At 64.7% G+C, this 23,917-nt stretch carries 19 protein-coding genes and 1 pseudogene; 17 read left to right on the forward strand and 3 right to left on the reverse strand.

Annotated elements, in window-relative coordinates; genetic code table 11:
• Nucleotides 1-78: 78 nt before the first annotated feature.
• The 3 genes from LZD57_RS18410 to LZD57_RS18420 all read left to right on the forward strand — a co-directional run bounded on the left by LZD57_RS18410 (nucleotide 79) and on the right by LZD57_RS18420 (nucleotide 5,305).
• On the forward strand, nucleotides 79-1,989 hold the full coding sequence (locus LZD57_RS18410; protein WP_233720964.1) for an FAD-binding monooxygenase: 1,911 nt from the start codon (nucleotides 79-81) through the stop codon (nucleotides 1,987-1,989).
• 107 nt (nucleotides 1,990-2,096) lie between these two features.
• On the forward strand, nucleotides 2,097-3,551 hold the full coding sequence (locus LZD57_RS18415) for an aldehyde dehydrogenase family protein (RefSeq protein ID WP_233720966.1): 1,455 nt from the start codon (nucleotides 2,097-2,099) through the stop codon (nucleotides 3,549-3,551).
• 11 nt (nucleotides 3,552-3,562) lie between these two features.
• Nucleotides 3,563-5,305, forward strand: a complete 1,743-nt coding sequence (locus LZD57_RS18420) for a thiamine pyrophosphate-binding protein (protein ID WP_233720968.1) — start codon at nucleotides 3,563-3,565, stop codon at nucleotides 5,303-5,305.
• Here the strand turns inward: LZD57_RS18420 and LZD57_RS18425 are convergent.
• Nucleotides 5,263-6,312, reverse strand: a complete 1,050-nt coding sequence (locus LZD57_RS18425; RefSeq protein ID WP_233720970.1) for a LysR family transcriptional regulator — start codon at nucleotides 6,310-6,312, stop codon at nucleotides 5,263-5,265. The two genes, LZD57_RS18420 and LZD57_RS18425, sit on opposite strands and share 43 nt — an antisense overlap.
• Between LZD57_RS18425 and LZD57_RS18430 the strand changes: the two genes are divergently transcribed.
• From LZD57_RS18430 to LZD57_RS18470, 9 genes are all read left to right on the forward strand, one after another.
• Nucleotides 6,311-7,057 carry a class II aldolase/adducin family protein gene (locus tag LZD57_RS18430; RefSeq protein WP_233720971.1) on the forward strand — a complete coding sequence of 249 codons (747 nt, stop codon included), beginning with the start codon at nucleotides 6,311-6,313 and terminating at the stop codon, nucleotides 7,055-7,057. The two genes, LZD57_RS18425 and LZD57_RS18430, sit on opposite strands and share 2 nt — an antisense overlap.
• Before the next feature lie 62 nt (nucleotides 7,058-7,119).
• Complete coding sequence (locus LZD57_RS18435) at nucleotides 7,120-8,073, forward strand: TAXI family TRAP transporter solute-binding subunit (protein ID WP_233720973.1); 954 nt, start codon at nucleotides 7,120-7,122, stop codon at nucleotides 8,071-8,073.
• A 10-nt stretch (nucleotides 8,074-8,083) separates the two neighbouring features.
• Nucleotides 8,084-10,063, forward strand: coding sequence for a TRAP transporter permease (locus tag LZD57_RS18440; RefSeq protein ID WP_233720975.1), 1,980 nt, complete (start codon nucleotides 8,084-8,086; stop codon nucleotides 10,061-10,063).
• 331 nt (nucleotides 10,064-10,394) lie between these two features.
• A complete protein-coding gene (locus LZD57_RS18445; RefSeq protein ID WP_255700036.1) occupies nucleotides 10,395-11,198 on the forward strand; it encodes a DeoR/GlpR family DNA-binding transcription regulator in 804 nt (267 codons plus the stop codon).
• Nucleotides 11,199-11,302: 104 nt separating this feature from the next.
• Nucleotides 11,303-12,802: a glycerol-3-phosphate dehydrogenase gene (gene glpD / locus LZD57_RS18450; protein ID WP_233720977.1), complete on the forward strand. Its 1,500-nt coding sequence runs from the start codon at nucleotides 11,303-11,305 to the stop codon at nucleotides 12,800-12,802.
• A gap of 39 nt (nucleotides 12,803-12,841) precedes the next feature.
• Nucleotides 12,842-13,918, forward strand: a complete 1,077-nt coding sequence (locus LZD57_RS18455; RefSeq protein ID WP_233720979.1) for an ABC transporter ATP-binding protein — start codon at nucleotides 12,842-12,844, stop codon at nucleotides 13,916-13,918.
• 12 nt (nucleotides 13,919-13,930) lie between these two features.
• Nucleotides 13,931-15,007, forward strand: a complete 1,077-nt coding sequence (locus tag LZD57_RS18460; protein WP_233720981.1) for an ABC transporter ATP-binding protein — start codon at nucleotides 13,931-13,933, stop codon at nucleotides 15,005-15,007.
• Nucleotides 15,008-15,018: 11 nt separating this feature from the next.
• Entirely contained in the window at nucleotides 15,019-15,906 is an 888-nt protein-coding gene (locus LZD57_RS18465) for a carbohydrate ABC transporter permease (RefSeq protein WP_233720982.1), read from the forward strand.
• A gap of 77 nt (nucleotides 15,907-15,983) precedes the next feature.
• Nucleotides 15,984-16,796, forward strand: coding sequence for a carbohydrate ABC transporter permease (locus LZD57_RS18470; RefSeq protein ID WP_233721010.1), 813 nt, complete (start codon nucleotides 15,984-15,986; stop codon nucleotides 16,794-16,796).
• 269 nt (nucleotides 16,797-17,065) lie between these two features.
• On the opposite strand, the gene LZD57_RS18475 is transcribed toward LZD57_RS18470, so the two are convergent.
• Nucleotides 17,066-17,422, reverse strand: coding sequence for a helix-turn-helix transcriptional regulator (locus tag LZD57_RS18475; RefSeq protein WP_233720984.1), 357 nt, complete (start codon nucleotides 17,420-17,422; stop codon nucleotides 17,066-17,068).
• Between the two features lie 602 nt (nucleotides 17,423-18,024).
• On the opposite strand from LZD57_RS18475, the gene LZD57_RS18480 reads away from it, so the two are divergent.
• From LZD57_RS18480 to LZD57_RS18500, 5 genes are all read left to right on the forward strand, one after another.
• Nucleotides 18,025-18,309: a DUF2160 domain-containing protein gene (locus LZD57_RS18480; protein WP_233720986.1), complete on the forward strand. Its 285-nt coding sequence runs from the start codon at nucleotides 18,025-18,027 to the stop codon at nucleotides 18,307-18,309.
• Between the two features lie 87 nt (nucleotides 18,310-18,396).
• Nucleotides 18,397-20,208, forward strand: a complete 1,812-nt coding sequence (locus LZD57_RS18485; protein WP_233720987.1) for an ABC transporter substrate-binding protein — start codon at nucleotides 18,397-18,399, stop codon at nucleotides 20,206-20,208.
• An 81-nt stretch (nucleotides 20,209-20,289) separates the two neighbouring features.
• A complete protein-coding gene (gene glpK, locus LZD57_RS18490; RefSeq protein WP_233720989.1) occupies nucleotides 20,290-21,777 on the forward strand; it encodes a glycerol kinase GlpK in 1,488 nt (495 codons plus the stop codon).
• A 254-nt stretch (nucleotides 21,778-22,031) separates the two neighbouring features.
• Nucleotides 22,032-23,063, forward strand: coding sequence for a LacI family DNA-binding transcriptional regulator (locus tag LZD57_RS18495; protein ID WP_233720990.1), 1,032 nt, complete (start codon nucleotides 22,032-22,034; stop codon nucleotides 23,061-23,063).
• Between the two features lie 149 nt (nucleotides 23,064-23,212).
• A complete protein-coding gene (locus tag LZD57_RS18500) occupies nucleotides 23,213-23,764 on the forward strand; it encodes a DUF3291 domain-containing protein (RefSeq protein ID WP_233720992.1) in 552 nt (183 codons plus the stop codon).
• Between the two features lie 16 nt (nucleotides 23,765-23,780).
• Here the strand turns inward: LZD57_RS18500 and LZD57_RS18505 are convergent.
• Nucleotides 23,781-23,917, reverse strand: a pseudogene (locus LZD57_RS18505) (IS5/IS1182 family transposase); the annotation flags it as partial.

Consider the following 23,917-nt stretch of genomic DNA (forward strand, 5'->3'; position numbering starts at 1 on the left):
GGATGGCGAGGGGTGGTCGCGGTCTTTCGCACTCGCCCGATACGGCAATGAGACGTAACGCATCACGGGAGGCACTTCATGCAATTCCATCTCGACGGATTCAACACCGGCGATCCCTCCATCAAAAAGGCCGTGGTTCGTCCGGCGGTGGTCGACGCCGACGGGGCGACCATGGTCGACGTCCTAATCGTGGGGTGTGGTCCGGCGGGGCTGACGCTCGCGGCGCAGCTCGCCGCCTTTCCCGATGTCCGCACCATGATCGTCGACCAGAAGGAGGGGCCGCTGGATCTCGGTCAGGCCGACGGCATCGCCTGTCGGACGATGGAGATGTTTCAGGCGTTCGGCTTTGCCGAAAAGGTCGAGAAGGAAGCTTACTGGGTCAACGAGACGACGTTCTGGAAGCCGGATCCCGACTGCCCGGAACACATCGCGCGAAGCGGCCGGATCCAGGACACCGAGGACGGCCTGTCGGAATTCCCGCATGTCATTCTCAACCAGGCTCGCGTTCATGATTTCTATCTCGAAACGATGGCCGATGCCCCGACACGCCTCCGGCCGGGCTATGGCCGCCGGCTCGTCGATCTCCAGATCGGGGACGATGCCGACGGCCATCCCGTCACGGCGCGCTTCGCTCTGGTCGGCGAGGGCCGAGAGGAGACCGTCGAAACCGTTCGCGCCCGATATGTGGTCGGTTGCGACGGCGCGCGCAGCGCAGTGCGTAGGTCTCTCGGCAAATCGCTGCACGGCGATTCCGCCAATCAGGCCTGGGGCGTCATGGACGTTCTTGCCGTGTCCGACTTTCCCGACATCCGTTTCAAATCCGCAATCCATTCGGCCAGCGAGGGCAGTGTCCTCATCATCCCGCGCGAGGGAGGCTACCTCGTCCGCCTCTATATCGAACTCGACAAACTGAACGAGGACGAGCGGGTGGCAAGCCGCAACATCACGGCCGAACAGCTCATCGCCGCTGCCCAGCGCATTCTCCATCCCTATACGCTGGACGTCAAAGAGGTCGCCTGGTGGTCGGTCTACGAGATCGGTCAGCGCCTCTGCGATCGGTTCGACGACGCGTCCGAAGGGTCGGGCGTGCCGCCCCGGGCGTTCATCGCCGGCGATGCCTGCCACACCCACAGCCCGAAGGCGGGGCAGGGGATGAACGTTTCCATGCAGGACAGCTTCAATCTCGGCTGGAAGCTCGCAGGCGTCATTCGCGGACTGACGGACGAGCGAATCCTCGCCACCTACTCCGAGGAACGGCAGGCCGTCGCCAAGGAACTCATCGATTTCGATCGCGCCTTCGCCAAGATGTTCAGCGCCCGCCCCAAGACGGGAGAGGGCGACGAGGACGGGGTCGATCCCGCCGAATTCCAGCGCTATTTCGTAAAGCAGGGCCGCTTCACGGCGGGAACGGCCACCCGCTACGCTCCCTCTTTGCTGACGGGCGAGGCCACGCACCAGGATCGTGCCGCGGGGTTCGGCATCGGCACGCGGTTTCACTCGGCGCATGTCGTTCGCTATGCGGACGCAAAGTCACTGGAACTCGGTCACACGGTGGAAGCCGACGGGCGTTGGCGGCTCTTCGCATTCGAGGGAACGGACGACGCCGCTGCCGTCCGAAAGCTCTGCGAATTTCTCGCGACGGATGAAACTTCGCCCGTAAGGCGCTTTACGCCAAACGATGCGGATGTCGACTCCGTCATCGACCTGCGCGCGGTTTTCCAGGGCGGACATCGCGAGCTCGATCGCGGCAAGCTTCATCCGCTGCTGCTGCCGCAAAAGGGGCGATACGGTCTGATCGACCATGAGAAGGTGTTCTGTTCCGAGCGGAAATCCGGCCCGGATATTTTCGAGCTGCGCAGCGTCGACCGCAGATGCGGATGTCTCGTGGTGGTTCGGCCGGATCAGTACGTCGCCCATGTCCTGCCGCTCGAGGCCCATGGCGAACTCGCCGGCTTTTTCGGCCGCTTCTTGATGGAGCAAAGATCGTGAACGAGCGCGCTATAGCGTAAAAGCTATATGCGCCGCCGCAAATAGATATTGGACTGATGGGATCGGGTGCGCGATTTCACCTTGAGTCACCATGGGGAGGAGAGACGATGGGGCGTGTGACCCAAGCGGAAAAGATGCTGATCGGCGGCGAACTGGTCGAGAGTTCGAGCGGCGAGTGGTCGACCTCGGTCAATCCGGCGACGGAAGAGCCGATCGGTCGCGTGCCTGCCGCGACGGCCGAGGACGTCGAGCGCGCCGTCGTCGCGGCCGAATCGGCGTGGCCGGACTGGGCCGCGAGAACCCCGATGCAGCGCGCCGGCATCATGAATGCCTTTGCCGACGCCGTGGCCGCGCGAGCGGATGAGATCCTTAATGTCGAAGTGACCGACACCGGCAACACCATCCGGCCGATGCGGATGATCGACGTGCCGACGGCCGTGGAATCGCTGCGCTACTATGCCGGGCTGGCCCCGGATCTGCGCGGGGAGACGATCCCCGCGACCCGCGACCACATTCATATGACGCTGCACGAGCCTTACGGCGTCGTGGCGCGCATCGCACCCTTCAACCATCCGGTCATGTTCGCGGTCGCGCGCACGGCCGCAGCGCTCGCGGCAGGCAACGCCGTCATCGTCAAGCCGCCGGAAACCTCGCCTCTTTCGGCGATGATCCTCGCGGAGATCGCGCGCGATGCGTTGCCGCCCGGCGTTTTCAACATCGTGACCGGCGACGGGCCGAATGTCGGCGACGCGATCGTCCGCCATCCGCGCGTGAAGCGGATCGCCTTCATCGGTTCGCCGACGACGGGCCGCGCCATCCAGCGCGCTGCGGCGGAGGTGACCGTCAAGAACGTCACGCTCGAACTCGGCGGCAAGAATCCGATGATCGTCTTTCCGGATTGCGATCCGGAAAAGGTCGCGGAGGCGGCGGTCGCCGGGATGAACTTTTCCTGGCAGGGCCAGAGCTGCGGCTCGCTCAGCCGGCTGCTCCTGCACGAGGACGTGCATGGCCGTGTGCTCGACGCGGTTGCCGAGCGCGTCGCGGCACTCAGGATGGGCGATCCACTGAGCGAGGAGACGGACGTTGGGCCGGTCAATTCGAAGGCGCACATGCAGCGCATTCTGGAACATTGCGCCGCTGCGGATCAGGATGGCGCGCGCCGCGTCCTCGGCGGTGGACGTCCGGTCGGCCCGCAGTTCGAAAAAGGCTATTGGGTTCAGCCGACGATCTACGCCGACGTGACGCCCAAGCTCAGGCTCTGGCAGAACGAAGTGTTCGGTCCGGTCCTCGCCGTCGGTCGCTGGAAGGAGTTCGACCAGGCGGTGGAAATGGCCAATTCGACCGAATACGGGCTGACGGCCGCGATCTGGACCAACGACATCAGGAACGCGCTGAAGATGGCGCGCCGGGTGCGCTCCGGCCATCTGTGGATCAACGGCTCCAGCATGCATTTCCTCGGCGTGCCGTTCGGCGGCATGAAGACCAGCGGTGTCGGTCGCGAGGAAGGCCGAGAGGAGCTTTACAGCTACACCGAAACCAAAACCATCAACATCATGCTGTGACGGGCCGATCCATGACCGAGAAAACCCACAATGTCGCGCCCGAATGGGGATCCGACGTGGTTGCACAGACGCTGCGCGACCTCGATCTTCGCTACGTCGCCCTCAATCCGGGCGCCAGCTATCGCGGCATTCACGACAGCCTGGTGAATTTCACCGGCAACGATCCGGAAATCCTGCTCTGCGTCCACGAAGAAGCCGCCGTTGCGATCGCGCACGGATGGGCGAAGATCACCGGACGGCCGATGGCCGTGGCGCTTCATTCCAACGTCGGGCTGATGCACGGGTCGATGGGCATTTTCAACGCCTTCTGCGACCGCGTTCCGATGGTCGTCGTCGGCGCGACCGGCCCGGTCGACGCGGCTCGCCGCCGGCCGTGGATCGAGTGGATCCATACCTCCCAGGATCAGGGCGCCCTGGTGCGCGACTTCATCAAATGGGACGATCAGCCGGGCAGCATCGCCGCCACCCGCGACGCCTTGATACAGGGTGCGGCCATCGCCGCCACGGCCCCGCGCGGGCCGGTCTACGTCAATGTCGACGCCGCGCTGCAGGAGGAGAAGGTGACGCGTCCGCTCGCAGACGCGGACATAACCCGGCGTGGCGCATCCATCGCAGCCGCACCGGCCGCCGATCTCGTCGAGCGAGCGGCCGCCTTCCTCGCCGACGGCAAGAAGATCGTCTTCATGATGGGGCGCATGTCGCGCGACCTGACCGACTGGAACCGGCGCATCGCCCTTGCCGAATGCCTCGGCGCCCGTGTCGTCGCCGACTTCAAGACGGGCGCGACCTTTCCGACGGGGCACGAACTGGCGGTCGGCCGCGCCGGCTACTTTCCCGATCCCGATGCCAAGGCAGCGCTCGCCGAGGCCGACGTCATCGTCAATTTCGACTGGGTGGATTTCGGCGGCACGTTGCGTTCGGTCTTCCCGGACCAAGCCGTTCCGGCGAAAGTCATCTCGGCCTCGCTCGACGGTTTTGCCCATCGCGGCTGGTCGAAGGACGGCGGGGCCCACTATCCTGCCGACGTCTCGTTCCTCAACGAGCCCGACCAGGTCGTCCACGTGCTTGCCGACGCACTCGAAGCCAAGGATACGGAGAACCCCGGCCTGCCTTCTCTCGGAGCCCTTCCCGAAGGCGAGACGCTGACCCCGCAGGACGTCGCCGTGCTGCTTCGTTCCAAGCTCGACGGCGCGAAGCCCTGTCTCATCCGCGGCCCGTTGAGCTGGACCGGCGCGGACTGGCCGGTCGATCATCCCCTGGCCGCGCTCGGCTATGACGGCGGCGGCGGCATCGGTTCGGGCTGCGGCATGGCCGTCGGCGGGGCGCTCGCACTGCGCGACATGAACAGCGACCGCCTGCCGCTCGCCGTTCTCGGCGACGGCGACTTTCTGATGAACGCCTCGGCGCTCTGGACCGGCGTCAACAAAAAGGTTCCCCTCCTCGTCGTCGTGCTCAACAATCGCTCCTTCTACAACGACGAGGTTCATCAGGAGACGGTCGCCAGGCACCGCGACCGGCCGGTGGAAAACAAGCATGTCGGCATCGTCATGAACGGCCCGGACATCGACGTCAGCTCGGTCGCACGGGGCTTCGGCGCCTGGAGCCCGGGCCTGATCAAGGGAAGCGACGCCCTGCTCGCGGCCGTGGATGAAGCGCTTTCGGTCGTCGGGAGCGGCGGAACGGCGGTCCTGGAAGTGGACACCGCGAAGGGCTACGCGCCTTCCATGGCCAACGCGCTGCGCGGAGCCTCCTGAGCCTTGAGGCCCTGCGAAAGGGTCTCCGCCAACGAAATCTGAAAATGGGACAGCTGCTTGCCCCGGCGCCGCACGAGGTAGACCGGGACGAGCAGCGTCATTCCGGGCGTTGCCAATACGCGGAGGCTTCCCGAGGCCAGCTCGTCGCGCACCGAGGACTGGAACAGGAACGCCGCTCCCGCTCCGGCCCGTACCGCCTGCTTGATCGACTCGGCGTGACCGAACTCCATCGCGATATGGCGACGCTGTACGCCGTGGGCGGCGAGACAATGCTCTTCGATCTCGCGCCGCGGGGTGCCGGATTGCGCGGTTATGAACGGCATGCCCGACAGTTTCGCTTTGTCGAAGCTCTCGCCGGCGATGTTCGAACGGTCGGATGTGACGAGGATCAGCCGCTCGTCCATGATCTTCTTGATCTCGAGTCCCGTCGTGACGTGGCGCGGATCGAGAATGGTGAAGGCGAAATCGCAATCGCCGATATGGACGGCATCGGTGACCGATCCGGGCGTCGCGATGCGGACCGATATCTCACCCTTCGGATAAGTCGTGTGGAACTGCGAAATCAGTCCCGGCAGCACGTAAGAGCCGATCGTCATCGAAGCGCCGACCGTCGCCTTTCCGACGAAGCCGCGCTGGAATTCGGCCATTTCCCGTTCCATCTCGCGGGTGCGGCTGACCATCTCCCGCGCCCAGCCGTAGACCCTTTGACCCTCCTCGGTGAGGACGATCTTCCGCCCCATGCGGCCGGTCAGCGACGCTCCGAATTTGTCGGACAGCGCCTTCACGTGAGCGGACACGACGGGCTGCGCGATACCCAGTCTCTCGGCGGCACGCGAGAAGCTGCCGAGCTCCACGACGAGGCAGAAGACCTCCAGCTTGTGGATCGATATCTGGGCGACGAGAGAACGCATCGATAGCCTGCATGCTATAATCAGAGGAGAAATATATATTAGTCGGTGGGAATGCCGCAAGCTAAGCTCTACCCACCAATGGAGGAGGGGACGCATGCTGGAAAAGGCTTCTCGTCGAAACGACGACATCATCCGCGACGCCACGGTGACCGAACTGGTCATGGCCAACCGCATTCTCGCGCGTGAGGACGTCATCGATGACTTCGGCCACATCAGCGTGCGCAACCCGCTCAATCCGGATACGTACTTCCTGTCGCGCTCGCGTAGTCCGGCCGTCGTCACGCGGGCCGACATCATGGAGTTCACGCTCGACGGCGAGCCGATCGGGAGCGATACGCGCCGGCCCTATGCGGAGCGGCACATTCACGGTGCGATCTACAAGGACAGGCCCGACGTCAACGCTGTGACGCACCATCATGCGAGGTCGGTCCTGCCCTTCACCATGGTGGACGTGTCGTTGCGGCCGATGTTTCACATGGCCTCGGTCATCGGCAAGGACATCAAAACCTGGGACAGCCAGGACGAGTTCGGCGACACCAACATGCTGGTCGACAGCATGGCGATGGGCCACTCGCTGTCACGGACGCTCGGCGACAACCGGGTCGCGCTCCTGCGCGGTCATGGCTGCATCTGCGCGGCGGCGGACGTCCGCTCCGTGATCATGGTTTCGATCGCCCTGAGAGACAACGCCGCCCTCATTCAGGAAACCCGGCAGCTCGGCGACGTCACCTATCTCACCGATGGCGAGATCGACATGGCGGGCAGGATGCTGTTGAGCGAAATGCCTTTGGCGCGTGCATGGGACTACTGGGTGGGGCGGGCCGGATTCCACGGCCTTTGAGGCCTTGACGGCCGACCGAGGTGGGGGCCTCGGGACACATCAAATCTAGGGAGGAGACAGTCATGCTGAAGCACACCGTCTACGGTTTCACCTTCGTCGCCGCATTGGCTCTTGCGGGGACGGCCAGCGCGCAGTCGCTCGGGATCGGCGCGGGCACGCAGGGTTCTCAGAACTACGCCGTCAATGCCGGTTTCGCGCAGTTCCTGTCCAACGAACTCGGCCTGGACGTTCGCGTGCAGGCCTATGGCGGATCCGGCCAGTCGATGCCGCTGATCGATGCGGGCCGCCTCGACCTTCAGCTCGTTCCGAGCCCCGACGTGGCGGCTGCGGTTCGCGGTGAAGAGCCGTTCGAAGGCCGGCCCCTGCAGAACCTTCGCGCCGTCGCCTCGCTCAGTTCGTCCGCATACGGCTTCATGGTGCGGGCCGACTCGGACCATACCAAGGTGTCCGACGTCAAAGGTCTGACGATCACCTACGGATACACCGCCCAGCCGACCCTGCGGGACCAGGTGGACGGCATTCTCGCCGCTGGCGGCCTGTCGATCGATGACATGAGCGTCGACAACGTCCCCTCGGTGCCGAACGGGGTCGACGACTTCATCGCCGGCAATGCCGACGTCGCCTTCTTCGCTCTGCAGGGCGGCAAGACGCGCGAGGCCGATGCCTCGGTCGGCATACGCTGGCTGGCGGTCGAAAATACCCCCGAAGCCGAAGCCGCGATGCAGAAGTTCGTGCCGACCTCCTACGTGAAGGTGGTGCCCGCGGGGTCCGCGCCGGGCGTCAAGGAGGACACGCCGATGATGGGCTACGACTACGTGCTTGCCGTCGGTGCCCATGTGCCGGACGAGACGGTACGCCAGATTCTGGAACTCGTTCACGACAATCCCGACAAGGTCCGCGGCATCCTCAAGACCTTCGCCGAGTTCTCGCCGGATGAGATGGCGCCTGACCTCAAGGGTATCATGTATCACCCGGCAGCTTCCGCCTATTTCAAAGAAATCGTCCTGACGAAATAAGGTAACGGCGATGATGTCGGAAGATGGTCGCGCGCCCGTCGTGGCGCGCGGGCCGATCGTGTGGCTGGAAAGCTTGGCCGGCACACTGATCGTCTTGCTCTCTGTCGCCTATGCCGGCGACCTGCACCGCTACATGGGCCTGTCGATCTACGACGCGCAGATTCTGGCTGCGGGCCTGACGCTGGCGCTCACCACCGGCTTTCTCGCCGTTGCGAGGAGATCGACGGGGCGGGTGATCCGTGCCTTGGCATTGGTGGCCGCGCTCGTCACGTTCGGTGTCGGCACCTATCTGTCCCTCGACTACATCCAGATCACGATGGAGGCCCCGTACCTGCCTTTCTGGTTGGTGCTTCTTTCCGGTGCGATCCTGGGCGCGCTGCTTCTCAACATCGTGCCGTCCGTCGGCTACGGCATCCTTGCGGTCGTTCTGGTCTTCATTCTCTACGGTCTCTTCGGCGACCTGATGCCCGGCGCTTTCCGCAGCCGCGAGACGTTGCCGTCGGAACTCTTGATCTATCTCGCGACCGATGCCAACGGCATGCTCGGCGCCGCACTGAAGGTCGCCGTCGTCATCGTGGTTCCATACCTGCTCTTCGGCAAGCTGCTGTCGGCCTGCGGAGCAGCGAACTTCTTCAACGACGGGGCGTTGGCGCTGATGGGCCGCTTTCGCGGCGGCCCGGCGAAGGTCGCCGTGACGGCGTCCTCGCTGTTCGGCTCGATTTCGGGCAATGCCGTCGGCAACGTCGTCGGAACCGGTGTCGTGACAATCCCGATGATGAAGCGGGCGGGCTTCCAGCCTGCCTATGCAGGGGCGGTGGAAGCGACGGCCTCGACGGGCGGTCAGCTCGTGCCGCCGGTCATGGGAGCAGCCGCCTTCATCATGGCCGACATGATCCAGGTCGATTACGTGGACATCATGCTGGCGGCCCTGCCGGCGGCGATTCTCTACTACGTGGCGATCTTCATCAATGTCGACCTGAAAGCCGGTCGGCGCAATCTGCGCGCCGTGCCGCGTGACGAGATCCCGAGCGGCTGGGGCGCGTTGAAGGCGGGATGGCATTTCATCATACCGTTCGTCGTGCTTTTCTACGCGCTCTTCGCGCTCAACATGCGGCCCGAACGTGCCGCCGTCCTCGCCACCGTGGTGCTGCTCTTCGCGAGTTTCGTCTTCGGCTACAAGGGCGAGCGCATGAAACCGCGCGAACTCCTGCCGCTGATTGCCGACACCGGACGCTCGGCGCTCGACCTCATCATCGTCTGCGCCGCCGCGGGCGTCATCATCGGTGTCCTCAACATCTCCGGCCTCGCCTTCAATCTGACGATGAACATCGTCGCGGCGAGCGGCAACAGCGTCGTGGTGCTGGCCGTCATCACGGCTTTGATCAGTATCGTCCTCGGCATGGGCATGCCGACCGTCGGCGTCTACATCCTGCTCGCGACCCTGGTCGCGCCGGCTCTGGTCGAGGTCGGCGTCCCGGTCATCGCGGCCCATCTCTTCGTCTTCTATTTCGGCCTTCTGTCGATGATCACGCCGCCGGTCGCGCTCGCGTCGTTCGCGGCTGCCAACATCGCGGGCGCATCTTCGTGGGCGACCAGCATCGAATCGATGAAACTTGCCTGGCCGGCCTACATCGTGCCGTTCCTCTTCATCTTTTCGCCGGCGTTGACCTTCGATGGCACATGGCTGCAAGTCGTCTGGACGTTGGCGACCGCGATCCTCGGCATCTACATGGTGACGGCTGCGATCGTCGGTTTCTTCCGTCGGGACCTCAATATGGGCGAGAGGGCGGCCATCGGTGTCGCCGGCGTGCTGGCTCTCATGCCGGCCGGCCTGATGCCGGGCTTCATCTGGACGGACGTCGTCGGCGTCATCGGGTTCGGCGCGCTGTGCGCGCTGATCCGCCCGTCCGCCTCGGCGGAAGGCTCCCGTCACGTCGCGCAAGGCTCCGAGCGGCCGGTTCGAGCCGGCCACCGATCGCCTTTGGGCTGACCGTCCTGCACGTCTGCCGCAATTGCCGGCTTTCGTTGCAGACGGTCCGGCCTTTCGCCTCGTTCACGGCGTCATCCTCCGCGATCGCCTCGTCGAGAGTGGTAAGGCCGGCGCCCTGAAGGGCCGGGGAGGCCGCCCGGGGGAGGGAACGGTCTGCGGACGGTACCGCCTCTGGCCGCCCCGCTGCGCTTCCGACCTCTTTCAGAAGCGGCGACCGCCGGGAATCCGGCTGCGGCGACGCTGGGCCGGTGCGGCGGGTCGCAGTTTCGTTCGTTGCGTTTCACTTTCGCTTTCCGCATGATCGGCTTCGCTTCAGGGGAGGAGCGCAATCATGCTGTCCGAGCGTCAACTGCAAATTCTCGAAGCCGCCAAGCGATCCGGCAGGGTCGCCGTCGACGATCTCGCGGCCCGCTACGAAGTGTCGGTCCAGACGATCCGCAAGGATCTCAACGACCTCTGCGACCAGCGGCTGCTCGCTCGCGTCCATGGCGGCGCGGTGTTGTCTTCCGGCGTCGAGAACGTCGGCTACGACGCGCGGCGGGTGATCGCGGCGGACGAGAAGGCGGCGATCGGCCGCGCCGTCGCCGATCTGATCCCGGACCGGGCGTCGCTCTTCATCAACATCGGCACGACGACGGAGGCGGTGGCGCATGCGCTGCTGCGCCATGCCGGCCTGATGGTGATCACCAACAACATCAACGTCGCGACCGCACTCCGGCCCTATCCGGAGATGGAGGTGGTGATCGCTGGCGGCGTCGTGCGGCGCTCCGACGGGGGGATCGTCGGCGAGGCGGCGGTCGACTTCATCCGGCAGTTCAAAGTGGATTTCGCAGTGATCGGCGTCTCGGCGATCGACGGCGACGGGTCGCTGCTCGACTTCGACTACCGGGAGGTGCGGGTCGCCCAGGCGATCATCGGCAATGCCCGCCACGTTATTCTCGCCGCCGATTCCTCGAAGTTCGAGCGTTCGGCGCCGGTTCGGATCGGCCATCTCGACCAGGTGCAGACATTCGTCACCGACCTGGCGCCGCCGGCCATCCGGTCGATCTGCGCGGCGGCCGAGGTGCGGATGATCGAGACGCGGCCGGAGGCGGCGGCACGCGGCAGCCCCGACGCGGATGACGCGAGGTCGTAACGGTTACGGAAATGCGATTTCGTTTGACCTTCGTTTCTGTTTCGTAATACCATCTCTCAAGTTCGCAATCGCAATTTAATTGCTGCAGTGCGAAGCGGGAGGCCATGAAGCGATTCGACATCTTCGTCATCGGCGGGGGCATCAACGGCTGCGGCATCGCGCGGGACGCCGCCGGCCGGGGCTATACGGTCGGCCTCGCCGAGATGAACGATCTCGCCTCCGGCACGTCCTCCTGGTCGACCAAGCTGATCCATGGCGGGCTGCGCTATCTCGAGCACTACGAGTTCAGCCTGGTGCGCCATGCGCTGATGGAGCGCGAAGTGCTGTGGGCGATCGCGCCGCACATCATCCGGCCGCTGCGCTTCATCCTGCCCCATCACGACGGGCTGCGGCCGAAATGGCTGCTGCGCACCGGACTTTTCCTCTACGATCACATCGGCGGCCGCAGGAAGCTGAAGGCGACGACCAAGGTCGATCTGTCCGGCCCGCTCGGCGCGCCGCTGAAGAGCGAATACCGCACCGGCTTCGAATATTCCGACGCGCGGGTGGACGATGCCCGGCTCGTCGTCCTCAATGCCCGCTCGGCTCGGGAAAAGGGCGCCGAGATCATGGTCCGCACCAAGGTCGTCGCCGCGCGGCGCGAGGCCGGCCTTTGGCAACTGACGTTGCGCGACGCCGCGAGCGGCGAGGAGCAGAGCGTCGCCGCCAGATTTCTGGTCAATACCGGCGGTCCCTGGGTGGACCTCATCCTGCGCAACACCGTCGGTCGCAACGAGGCGCATCACATCCGCCTCGTCCAGGGCTCGCACATCGTCACGAAGAAGCTCTACGAGCACGACCGGGCCTACATCTTCCAGAACGCCGACGGCCGCATCATCTTCACCATCCCCTACGAGGACGACTTCACCCTCGTCGGCACCACCGACCGGGACTTCGAGGGTGATCCGGCCGATGCGGCCATCACCGAGGAGGAGATCGACTATCTTCTCGCCGCGGCGAGCGAATATCTGGAAAAGCCGGTCCGGCGCGAGGACGTCGTCTGGACCTTTTCCGGCGTGCGTCCGCTCTTCGACGACGGCGCCTCCAAGGCCCAGGAAGCGACGCGCGACTACGTGCTCAAGGTCGAGGGCGGGGAGGGCGGTCCGGGCCTCCTCAACTGCTTCGGCGGCAAGATCACCACCTACCGCGTGCTCGCGGAAGATGCGATGAAGAGGATCGAAGACGTGCTCGGTCGCAAGGGCGGGCAGTGGACGGCCGACGCGCGGCTGCCCGGCGGCGATTTTCCGGTCGATGGCATCGCCGAACTCGAACGGACCCTCGCCGCCAAGGCGCCGGAGCTTTCCGCGTCGACGGTTCGCCGTCTGGTGCGGGCCTACGGCACCGACGCCGCCTCCTTCGTCGCGGCCGGCAGGCTGGGCGAGGATTTCGGCCACGGCCTTCACGCCGCGGAGGTCGATTTCCTGATTGCGCGGGAATGGGCGCGGAGCGCCGCGGACATTCTCTGGCGCCGGTCGAAGCTCGGCCTGCGCTTTACGTCGGCCGAGGCGGAGCGGCTGGCAGATTATGTGGACAAGGCAACGGCGAGGCGGCGGGCGGCGGCCTGAGTGGCCGTTCGCACCAGGTCTGCCGTTTGGGAGGACGGATTGCTCGAACTCATCAATGTCAGCCGCAAGGTCGGCGCCGAGGACCACATCGTCGACGTCTCGCTGAAGCTCCAGCGCGGCTCGATCAACGTGCTGCTGGGCCCGACGCTCGCCGGCAAGACCTCGCTGATGCGGCTGATGGCCGGCCTGGACGCGCCGACCGCGGGCAGGGTGATGATGGACGGCAAGGACGTCACCGGCATTCCGGTGCGCCGGCGCGACGTCGCCATGGTCTACCAGCAGTTCATCAATTATCCGACGCTGTCGGTCTACGAGAACATCGCCTCGCCGATGCGTGTCACCAAGAGGCCCAAGGCCGAGATCGACGCGGCGGTGAGGAAGGCCGCCGATCTCCTCAAGATGACGCCCTATCTCGACCGCACGCCGCTAAACCTGTCCGGCGGCCAGCAGCAGCGCACGGCGCTGGCGCGGGCGCTGGTGAAGAACGCCGACGTCGTCCTCCTCGACGAGCCGCTGGCCAATCTCGACTACAAGCTGCGCGAGGAACTGCGCGAGGAGTTGCCGAAGATCTTCGCCGAGACCGGCGCGATCTTCGTCTATGCGACCACCGAGCCGCACGAGGCGCTGCTGCTCGGCGGGCGCACGGCGACGCTGTCGAAAGGTCGCGTCACCCAGTTCGGCGAGACGACAACCGTCTATCGCCGCCCGGACGACCTTTTGACGGCGACGACCTTCTCGGATCCGCCGCTGAACGTGCTCGTCGCCGAAAAGCGCGGCGGCCGTTTTACCGGCGCCGGCGGCGTCGACTTTGCCGTGGCTCCCGTCCATGCGGGCCTTGCCGACGGGCGCTACAAGATCGGCGTCCGGCCCCACCGGCTGGAACTCGGCAAGGCGCATCCGGCGGGCTTCGATGCCCGGGTCACGCTGACCGAGGTGACGGGCTCGGAGACCTTCATCCACGCCACCCATGGCGGCTCCGACATCATCGCGCTCGTCCACGGCGTCAGGCGCGTCGATGCCGGCGACACCGTGCATCTGTCCTTCGATCCGGCCGAGATCCTCGTCTTCGGCGACGATGACCGCGCGGTCGCCGCCCCCGCCGCGATGGCGGCCTAGAGGAGACCCCCGATGGCCCGCATCCGGCTCGATCACATCCGCCACGCCTATTCGCCCGAACTCGCGAAAGCGAACAACTACGCGCTGCGCGAGGTCGACACCGTCTTCGAGGACGGCGGCGCCTACGCGCTGCTGGGTCCGTCCGGCTGCGGCAAGACCACGCTTCTCAACATCATCTCCGGCCTCCTGTCGCCGTCGGAAGGCCATGTCCGCTTCGACGACCGGGACGTGACGCTGCTCTCCCCGGAGGCGCGCAACATCGCCCAGGTGTTCCAGTTCCCGGTGATCTACGACACCATGACGGTGCGCGAGAATCTCGCCTTTCCCCTGAAGAACCGCAAGGTGCCGAAGGCCGAGATCGGTCCGCGCGTCGACGACATGCTGCGCCGCATCGGCCTCGAACGGAAGGCCGACCGCAAGGCCCGCGGCCTGACCGCCGACGAGAAGCAGAAGATCTCGCTCGGGCGGGGACTCGTGCGCTCCGACGTCGCCGCGATTCTCTTCGACGAGCCGCTGACGGTCATCGACCCGCATATGAAGTGGCAGCTTCGCTCGGAACTGAAGCAGCTCCACCGCGAGTTCCAGATGACCATGGTCTACGTCACGCACGACCAGACCGAGGCGCTGACCTTCGCCGACAAGGTCGTGGTCATGTATGCCGGCGAGGTCGTCCAGATCGGCACGCCGGAAGAGCTGTTCGCGCGCCCGCAGCACACCTTCGTCGGCTATTTCATCGGCTCGCCCGGCATGAACGTCCTGCCCTGCGATCTCGACGGCGGCGACGCCATCGTCTCCGGCGAGCGGGTCAAGCTGCCGGCTGGCCTGTCTGCGGCGACCCCGAAGAAGCGCGTCGAACTCGGCATCCGGCCGGAATTCGTCTCGCTCGTTCCCCGCGGCGAGGGCATTCCCGTAACGGTCGAGAAGGTCGAGGACATCGGCTCGGAGAAGATCGTGCGCGCGCGGCTCGGCGAGCACCGCCTCAGCGCCGTCGTGGCGGAGGATCGGACGATTCCCGCCGATGCCGACGTCGCCTTCGCCGCGGACCGGCTGAACCTCTACGCCGATTCCTGGCTGGTCGAGCGGGGCTGAGGGAGGAAACGATGGAAAAGACCTGGAACAACAAGGCCTGGTTCTTCGTCCTGCCGGTGCTTCTGCTCGTCGCCTTCTCGGCGGTGATCCCGCTGATGACGGTGGTGAACTACTCGGTGCAGGACAGTTTCGGCAACAACCAGTTCTTCTGGTACGGCGCCGACTGGTTTCGCGAGGTGCTCACGTCGGAACGCTTTCACGACGCGTTGCTCCGCAACCTGCTCTTCTCGGCCATCATCCTCGCCATCGAGGTGCCGCTCGGCATCCTCGTCGCGCTGGCGATGCCGAAAAAGGGCATCTGGGTGCCGGTCTGCCTCGTCCTGATGGCGCTGCCGCTGCTCATTCCCTGGAACGTCGTCGGCACGATCTGGCAGGTTTTCGCGCGGACCGACATCGGCCTGTTGGGCTATACGGTCGACGCGCTCGGCATCGACTACAACTACGTGCGCAACACCGTCGACGCCTGGGTCACGGTCGTCGTCATGGACGTCTGGCACTGGACGAGCCTCGTCGTGCTCCTCTGCTACGCCGGCCTCGTCTCGATTCCCGATGCCTATTACCAGGCCGCCAAGATCGACGGCGCCTCGCGCTGGGCGGTGTTCCGCTACATCCAGCTGCCGAAGATGGGCCGGGTGCTTCTGATCGCCGTGCTGCTGCGCTTCATGGACAGTTTCATGATCTACACCGAGCCTTTCGTCGTCACCGGCGGTGGCCCGGGTAACTCCACGACCTTCCTGTCGATCGACCTCGTGAAACTCGCCATCGGCCAGTTCAACATCGGCGAGGCGGCGGCGATGAGCCTGATCTACTTCCTGATCATCCTGCTCCTGTCGTGGGTCTTCTACACGGTGATGACCAATGCCGGAAACGACAAGCCGATGACGGGAGGCGGAGAATGAGCGACCACGCGACGACGGCCCATCCGAGCCTGCCGGGCGCGGCGCATTCCGAAAGCGCCATCGCGGCCCGCGCGCGGATGAAGACCGGGCACTTCCGCTTGAAGGCGCTGATCCCGATCGTCTACATCCTGTTCCTGCTCCTGCCGATCTACTGGCTCGTCAACATGAGCTTCAAGACCAACCAGGAGATCCTAGGCTCGCTGACGCTCTGGCCGCAGAATCCGACGCTGCACAACTACCGGGTGATCTTCACCGATCCATCCTGGTACATGGGCTACGTCAACTCGATCATCTACGTCGTCATGAACATGGTGATATCGGTCGCCGTCGCCCTGCCGGCGGCCTACGCCTTCTCGCGCTACCGGTTCCTCGGCGACAAGCACCTGTTCTTCTGGCTCTTGACCAACCGCATGGCGCCGCCGGCAGTCTTCGCGCTGCCCTTCTTCCAGCTCTATTCGGCCTTCGGCCTGATCGACACGCACATCGCGGTCGCGCTCGCCCACTGCCTGTTCAACGTGCCGCTGGCCGTCTGGATTCTCGAGGGCTTCATGTCGGGCGTTCCCAAGGAGATCGACGAGACCGCCTATATCGACGGTTATTCCTTCCCGACCTTCTTCTTCAAGATCTTCACCCCGCTGATCGCGTCGGGCATCGGCGTCGCCGCCTTCTTCTGCTTCATGTTCTCCTGGGTGGAACTCCTGATCGCCCGCACTTTGACCGTGACCGACGCCAAGCCGATCTCGGCAATCATGACCCGCACGGTGTCGGCGTCGGGCATGGACTGGGGCGTCCTGGCCGCCGCCGGCGCGCTCACCATCATCCCCGGCGCGATCGTGATCTGGTTCGTGCGCAACTACATCGCCAAGGGCTTTGCCCTGGGGCGGGTGTGATGGGGGGAGCTGCTTCAACGATGGCGCGGCGCCTCTTCGCCCTCCGAGGCGACCCGTCGACAAGCTCGGGGTCGCACCTCGGGATGAAGAGGCGGAGAGGTATGGCGCTGCCCTTCGCAGGATCGTCATCCTCGGGCTTGTCCCGAGGATCTGCTGCCGCCAGAGCGCAAAGACTCTCGGCCATTCGGCACCGAAGCGAAACGTCCGGCCCGGTAGATCCTCGGGACAAGCCCGAGGATGACGTCGCGGGCGAGGCAACCGTCGGCAGATCAGTCCACGATGTCCTCGATGCCGAGCTTCAGCGCGGATGCCAGCGCCTTCAGCGTCGACAGCCGCGGGTCGATCTTGCGGCTTTCGATGTCGCTGACCGTCGCCGGACGAAGGTCGGCCGCCTCCGCCAACTCGGCCTGCGTCAGCCCGACCGACTTGCGCCATGCGGCGAGCGGGTGGAGTTCGCCGTTCAGGGACGCCAGCACGAGTTCGGAAGGCATCGAGGGGGCGCCCTCGTATTCGACCATCGCCTGCTCGGCGATCGCCGCGTCGCCCGCGTCCTCGACGATGGTCCGATACTCTTCCTCTGTAAGGACGATGAGTTTATCGCCCTTCAGGTTGACCGCTTCGTTCATGGCGCTGTTCCCCAATTGAGGTTCGTCTACGCTTGTTTATTGATCTCCACATGGAGAGCTATCAACACAAGCGATAAGAGAGACGCAGTGGAATCTATTGGACCCAAAGAGTGGATCGCAATCTATGCAGCTTCCCTCTCCACCATCCTTGCTTTGATTAGCTTTGTGCGTTGGTTGACCTCCGGGCCCCGTCTAGCGGTTACCGTCTTCAATCCGAGCCAAGTATCGCTGGGAGCAAATAATTTTCTCGCGATCGTCTCGAATACCGGGCGAACTCCTGTCGTCGTTCAATCTCTCGATATTTCATTTAGAACTTCCCGACTGCCGTTTGGGAGTGAGGTCGGGCGAGCTATTTTCGATGAGAGCTCCCGATGGAAGCCGTCTGTTGAATTAGTTCCGGTTCCAGGAAAACCAAATCATTTTCATGAGATCCCGAAGTCTCTCGTTCCTTTCGGTGAAATTCGCGCGCCTGCAGCAGCCATAGACGCATACGACATCAAGTGCCACTGGATACGTGTGACGGCTCGACCCCGAAACAGCAGAAGAAAATTCACTGGTTGGGCTGCGCCAGAGCGCGGGCGCTTAGTATAAGGACCATCTTGATGATCGACCTATCCTGGATGGCCTGGACCTGGCCGACGGCGATCTTTTTCGTCGCCATCTTCGCTCTCATCGCGCTGATGGGCGTGTGGGAATACGTGGTCCCCGGCGGCGCGCCGCGGGTCGGCGTCCTGCGCTTCGAGACGACGCGAGGCGACCGGCTGTTCGTGTCGCTGCTCGGCTCGGCCTTCATCTGCCTCGGCTGGCTCTGGGCCACCGATCTTTCGCTCTGGTACGCGCTGATCGTCTGCGCGCTCTTCTTCGTTCTCGTCTTCCGCCTCGTCTGAGGCGGAGGGAACATGGATACGGGCCGCCGCCGGTCGGCTCGGATCTCGGGATGGATCGACCGGCCTGTCTCAACGGGAGGATACTTCATGAAACGCACACTCTGGGTCACCACGGCGACCCTCGCCATCGCGCTTGCCTCCGGTCCGGCCTTCGCCGACATGGACGCCGCGAAGAAATTCCTGGACACCGAGATCAAGGATCTCTCCTCGCTCTCGCGCGCCGACCAGGAAAAGGAGATGCAGTGGTTCATCGACGCGGCCAAGCCCTTCCAGGGCATGGACATCAAGGTCGTGTCGGAGACCATCACCACCCATGAATACGAGTCGAAGGTCCTTGCGCCGGCCTTCACCGCCATCACCGGCATCAAGGTGACCCACGACCTGATCGGCGAGGGCGACGTCATCGAGAAGCTGCAGACGCAGATGCAGTCGGGCGAGAACATCTACGACGCCTACGTCAACGATTCCGACCTCATCGGCACCCACTGGCGCTACCAGCAGGTCCGCAACCTCACCGACTGGATGGATGGCGAAGGCAAGGACGTGACCTCGCCGACGCTGGATATCGCCGACTTCATCGGCACCTCCTTCACCACCGCCCCGGACAAGAAGCTCTACCAGCTCCCCGACCAGCAGTTCGCCAACCTCTACTGGTTCCGCTACGACTGGTTCAACGACGAGAAGAACAAGGCCGACTTCAAGGAGAAGTACGGCTACGAACTCGGCGTGCCGGTCAACTGGTCGGCCTATGAGGACATCGCCGAGTTCTTCACCGGCCGCGAGATCGACGGCCAGAAGGTCTATGGCCACATGGACTACGGCAAGAAGGATCCGTCGCTCGGATGGCGCTTCACCGACGCCTGGCTGTCGATGGCCGGCAATGGCGACAAGGGCATCCCGAACGGCCTGCCGGTCGACGAATGGGGCATCCGCGTCAACGAGCAGAGCCAGCCGACCGGCTCCTGCGTCGCGCGCGGCGGCGACACCAACGGGCCCGCGGCGGTCTATTCGATCCAGAAATATCTCGACTGGCTGAAGGCCTACGCCCCGCAGGAAGCGCAAGGGATGACCTTCTCGGAGTCCGGCCCGGTTCCGGCGCAGGGCCAGATCGCCCAGCAGATCTTCTGGTACACCGCGTTTACCGCCGACATGGTCAAGGACGGGCTCCCGGTCGTCGACGAGGAGGGCAATCCGAAGTGGCGCATGGCGCCGTCGCCGCACGGCGTCTACTGGGTCGACGGCATGAAGCTCGGCTACCAGGACGTCGGTTCCTGGACGCTGATGAAGTCCACGCCGGACGACCGCGCCAAGGCCGCATGGCTCTACGCCCAGTTCGTCACGTCGAAGACCGTCGACGTGAAGAAGAGCCACGAGGGCCTGACCTTCATCCGCGAATCGACGATCCGCGACAAGAGCTTCACCGATCGTGCGCCGAAGCTCGGCGGCCTCGTCGAGTTCTATCGTTCGCCGGCCCGCAAGCAGTGGTCTCCGACCGGCACCAACGTGCCGGACTATCCGAAGCTCGCCCAGCTCTGGTGGCAGGCTATCGGCGATGCGGCCTCGGGCGCCAAGACCCCGCAGGAAGCCATGGACGCGCTCTGCGCCAACCAGGAGCAGGTGATGCAGCGCCTCGAGCGGGCCGGCATCCAGGGCGACATCGGCCCGAAGCTCAACGAAGAGCAGGACATGGACTACTGGGTCGAGCAGGCCAAGGCCAACGGCACGCTGGCGCCCCAGCCGAAGAAGGAGAACGAGAAGGAAGAGCCCCAGACCGTCTCCTATGACGAGCTGGTGAAGAGCTGGCAGGACGAAAAGGCCGCTATGCCGCAGGACGGCGGCCAGACGCCGGCGACGGCGACGCCCGCCTCCGCCGACGGTTCGATGCAGAAGTCGAACTGAGCCGCTGCCTTCGACAGACAGGAGAGCCGGGGTCCGCCCCGGCTTTCCGCCATCGCAATCGTAAGAATGGGAAGGGCACCCATGTCCGGCTACGTTCTCGCCATCGACCAGGGCACGACCTCGACGCGGGCGATCGTCTTCGACGACGGCTATCGCATCAAGGGCGTCGCCCAGCAGGAATTTCCCCAGCATTTCCCGCGCTCCGGCTGGGTCGAGCACGATCCGGAAGACATCTGGAACTCGGTCGTCGACACCGTCCGCGGCGCGATCGCCGATGCCTCCCTCTCGGCGTCGGACATTGCCGCGATCGGCATCACCAACCAGCGCGAGACGGTCGTCCTCTGGGACCGCGAAACCGGTAAGGCCCTGCACAACGCCATCGTCTGGCAGGACCGGCGGACGTCGGACTTCTGCCACAGGCTGGTCGCCGACGGCGCCGAGCCGACGATCACCGAAAAGACCGGGCTCATCGTCGATCCGTATTTTTCCGGCACCAAGATTGCCTGGCTGCTCGACCACGTCGAGGGCGCACGGGCGCGGGCCGAGCGGGGCGAACTCGCATTCGGCACGGTGGATTCGTTTCTCCTCTTTCGCCTCACCGGCGGCAAGGTGCATGCCACCGACGCATCCAACGCCTCGCGCACCATGCTCTTCGACATCTCGGCCAACGACTGGGACGACGATCTCCTGTCGCTCCTCAAGGTGCCGCGGGCGATCCTGCCTGAGGTGATGGACTGCGACGCCGATTTCGGCGCGACGGAGCCGGCGCTGTTCGGCGCGTCGATCGGTGTCCTCGGCATGGCCGGCGACCAGCACGCCGCGACGCTCGGCCAGGCCTGCTTCGAGCCGGGCATGCTGAAATCGACCTACGGGACGGGCTGCTTCGCCGTCCTCAACACCGGCGCGGAGCGCGTCGCCTCGAAGAACCGGCTGCTCACCACCATCGCCTATCGCCTCGGCGGCCGGACGACCTTTGCCCTCGAAGGCTCGATCTTCATTGCCGGGGCCGCCGTCCAGTGGCTGCGCGACGGGCTGAAGATCATCGACAAGGCCGACGTCAGCGGCCCCCTGGCGGCGAAGGCCGATGACGAGCAGGACGTCTATCTCGTCCCCGCCTTCACCGGCCTCGGGGCGCCCTGGTGGGATGCCGATGCCCGCGGCGCGATCTACGGGCTCAGCCGCAAGACCGGTCCGAACGAGATCGTCCGCGCGGCGCTCGAAGCCGTCTGCTACCAGACGGCGGATCTCTTGACCGCGATGAAGAAGGACTGGCCGCGGGCCGGGGACACGACGCTCAGGGTCGACGGCGGCATGGTCGCCTCCGACTGGACGATGCAGTGTCTCGCCGACCTTCTCGATGCCCCGGTCGACCGCCCGGTCGTGCTCGAAACGACGGCGCTCGGCGCGGCATGGCTGGCAGGCCAGAAGGCCGGCGTCTGGCCGGGAATGGAAGGCTTTGCCGAGCGCTGGCGGCTGGAGCGGCGCTTCGAGCCGCGGATGGACGCCGTCACCCGCGGCCGAAAGCTGGCCGGCTGGGCGGACGCGGTGAGGCGGACTTTGACGCCCTGAGGACGGGGCCCCCGCCGGCGACCGGCGGGATGAACCCTCTTTGATATGAGCGTCGCGGCCCGGTTGCTGCGTCGGCGTCGGTGCGAGAAATGCCGCCTGCAGCCAGACCGTCGTGGCCGGCCGGCCCAGCCCGCAAAAAACGCCGTCGAGGCCTTGGCCGTTTTTATCAAAATGTGAAGTTTGTAAAGTTTTTCCCCGGCGTGTAGAAGCGTCGGCGATGACGGGCGGCCCGCCGGATTCGCAAGGGGTGTGGAATGGCGCGCAGTGCCTTCAAATCGATGGAAGATTTTGCCAAGGCCTGCGGCGTCTCGCGCCCGACGCTGGCGAAGTATTTCAACAACCCGCAGGACGTGAAGCCGGTCACCCGCAGCCGGATCGAAACGGTGCTGCGCCAGTCGGATTTCGAGCCCAGTTCCTTCGTCCGGCATCTCAGCAGCAAGATGGTGGTGAATGTCGGGATCATCGTGCCGACGATCTACGACCCGTTCTTCGCCAAGTTCGTCTCCCATATCGAAGCGGCGCTGCGGGGGCGGGATCTGCGCCCCATCCTGATCTCGTCGCAGACCGCGCCGGATCTCGAGGAAGAGGCGGCCGAGCGGATGCTCGACTTCAAGGTGGCGGGCATCATCGTCGCGCCGCTCGGCAACCTGTCGCGGCCGGGCGTTTTCGATCGCCTGAAGAGCGAGATCCCGACCGTCAGTTTCGACGTTCCGCTCGGCGACGACGTTCCCTTCGTCAGCAACGACCACCGCTTCGGCATGACGGCGATGGTGCAGTATCTCTGCCGCTCGGGCGAGCCGCCGGTTCTGATCGAGGGGCCGCATCTCACCGACAACGTGCTGATCCGCCAGGCGGCCTATCGGGAGACGATGCAGGCGGAGGGCCACGAGCCCATGGTGGTGGGCTTCGGTTCCGAGGCCTCGTGGGACATGGAGCGCCTCGGCCGCGCCCAGATGCGGCGGCTCCTGCGCGAGGGCCTGCCCGGCAGGACGCTGCTCTGTTCCAACGACCGCATCGCCTTCGGCGTGATCTCGGCCGCCTGCGAAGCCGGTCTGAAGATCGGCCGCGAGCCCGGCGACGACATCCGCGTCGCCGGCCACGACGACCATCCGCTCAGCGAATATGTCTGGCCGCCGCTGACCACCACCGCCCAGGACACGGAGACGATCGCCTTCGAGACCGTGCAGCTTCTCGCCGACCTCCTCGGCGCCGAGGCGAGCGGCGAAAAACTCGTCCCCCGCCAGAAGCGAATCCGCTCGACGCTGATGATGCGCCGGTCGGCGTGAGGGCAGAGCGGTTCTGAGACGGAGTTAGCAATTCCGTTTCAGATTTGGTGACGCGGGCGATCGGCAACTCCCGACCCGTTGCCGCCCGAAGATGGTTGCAGTAGCCTTGCTTCAAAGTGGCCATTCAGAAGGATACTGTAGAGGAATGCATGCATCACCTCGCAATCTACAACTTCAATAATTTCCGTGTAGCCTCAAGCGAGCCTGTAAACCAAGGATTCCATGATCGGAACGACCTGAATTTCCGTGCGGCGGAGGTCAGCGAAGGATTTGTTGCCCGATCGGGTTACGATGGAGAAGAGGGGCCGGCCAGTTGGGGGCCTCAGGTATTTCCACGCTATTATATCGAAAATGGAGACGGTTGGGCTCCATCGTCGCTTTCCCTCTGGCGCGATCTGCCCTCGCTATTCGCCTTCTCATACTCTGGCATTCATATTGAGGCGATGCAGAATGCACGGCGATGGTTCGATCATCACACTTGGCCGCCTTACGTCCTATGGTGGGTGGCAGTGGGTCACTTCCCGCTTTGGCAGGAAGGAGTCGAACGCCTGGAGCACCTCCATGATCATGGGCCCACTTCTATCGCTTTTCATTTTAAGACGCCGTTCGATCCGCATGGTAGACCAACATCGATAAATCGAGCAGTGGTCGAGCAGCGAAGAGCAAAAAATGCCGCGGCTCAAGCCAGCTTGGTTTCTTAGTGCCCGATTCAAAAGTTCAGGTGTATATCCAATACCTTGCGATGCGTCGGGTGAGGAGGCGGATGTTGGCGATGAAGGCCCAAGCGGTCGCGCTTTCGGTGGATTTCTCCCAATCCTTGGCGAGACGTCGGCATCGGCCGAGCCAAGCGAAGG

Origin of the sequence: Jiella avicenniae (assembly GCF_021390325.1) — a bacterium.
In the GTDB taxonomy this organism is placed as follows: Bacteria; Pseudomonadota; Alphaproteobacteria; order Rhizobiales; family Rhizobiaceae; genus Jiella; species Jiella avicenniae.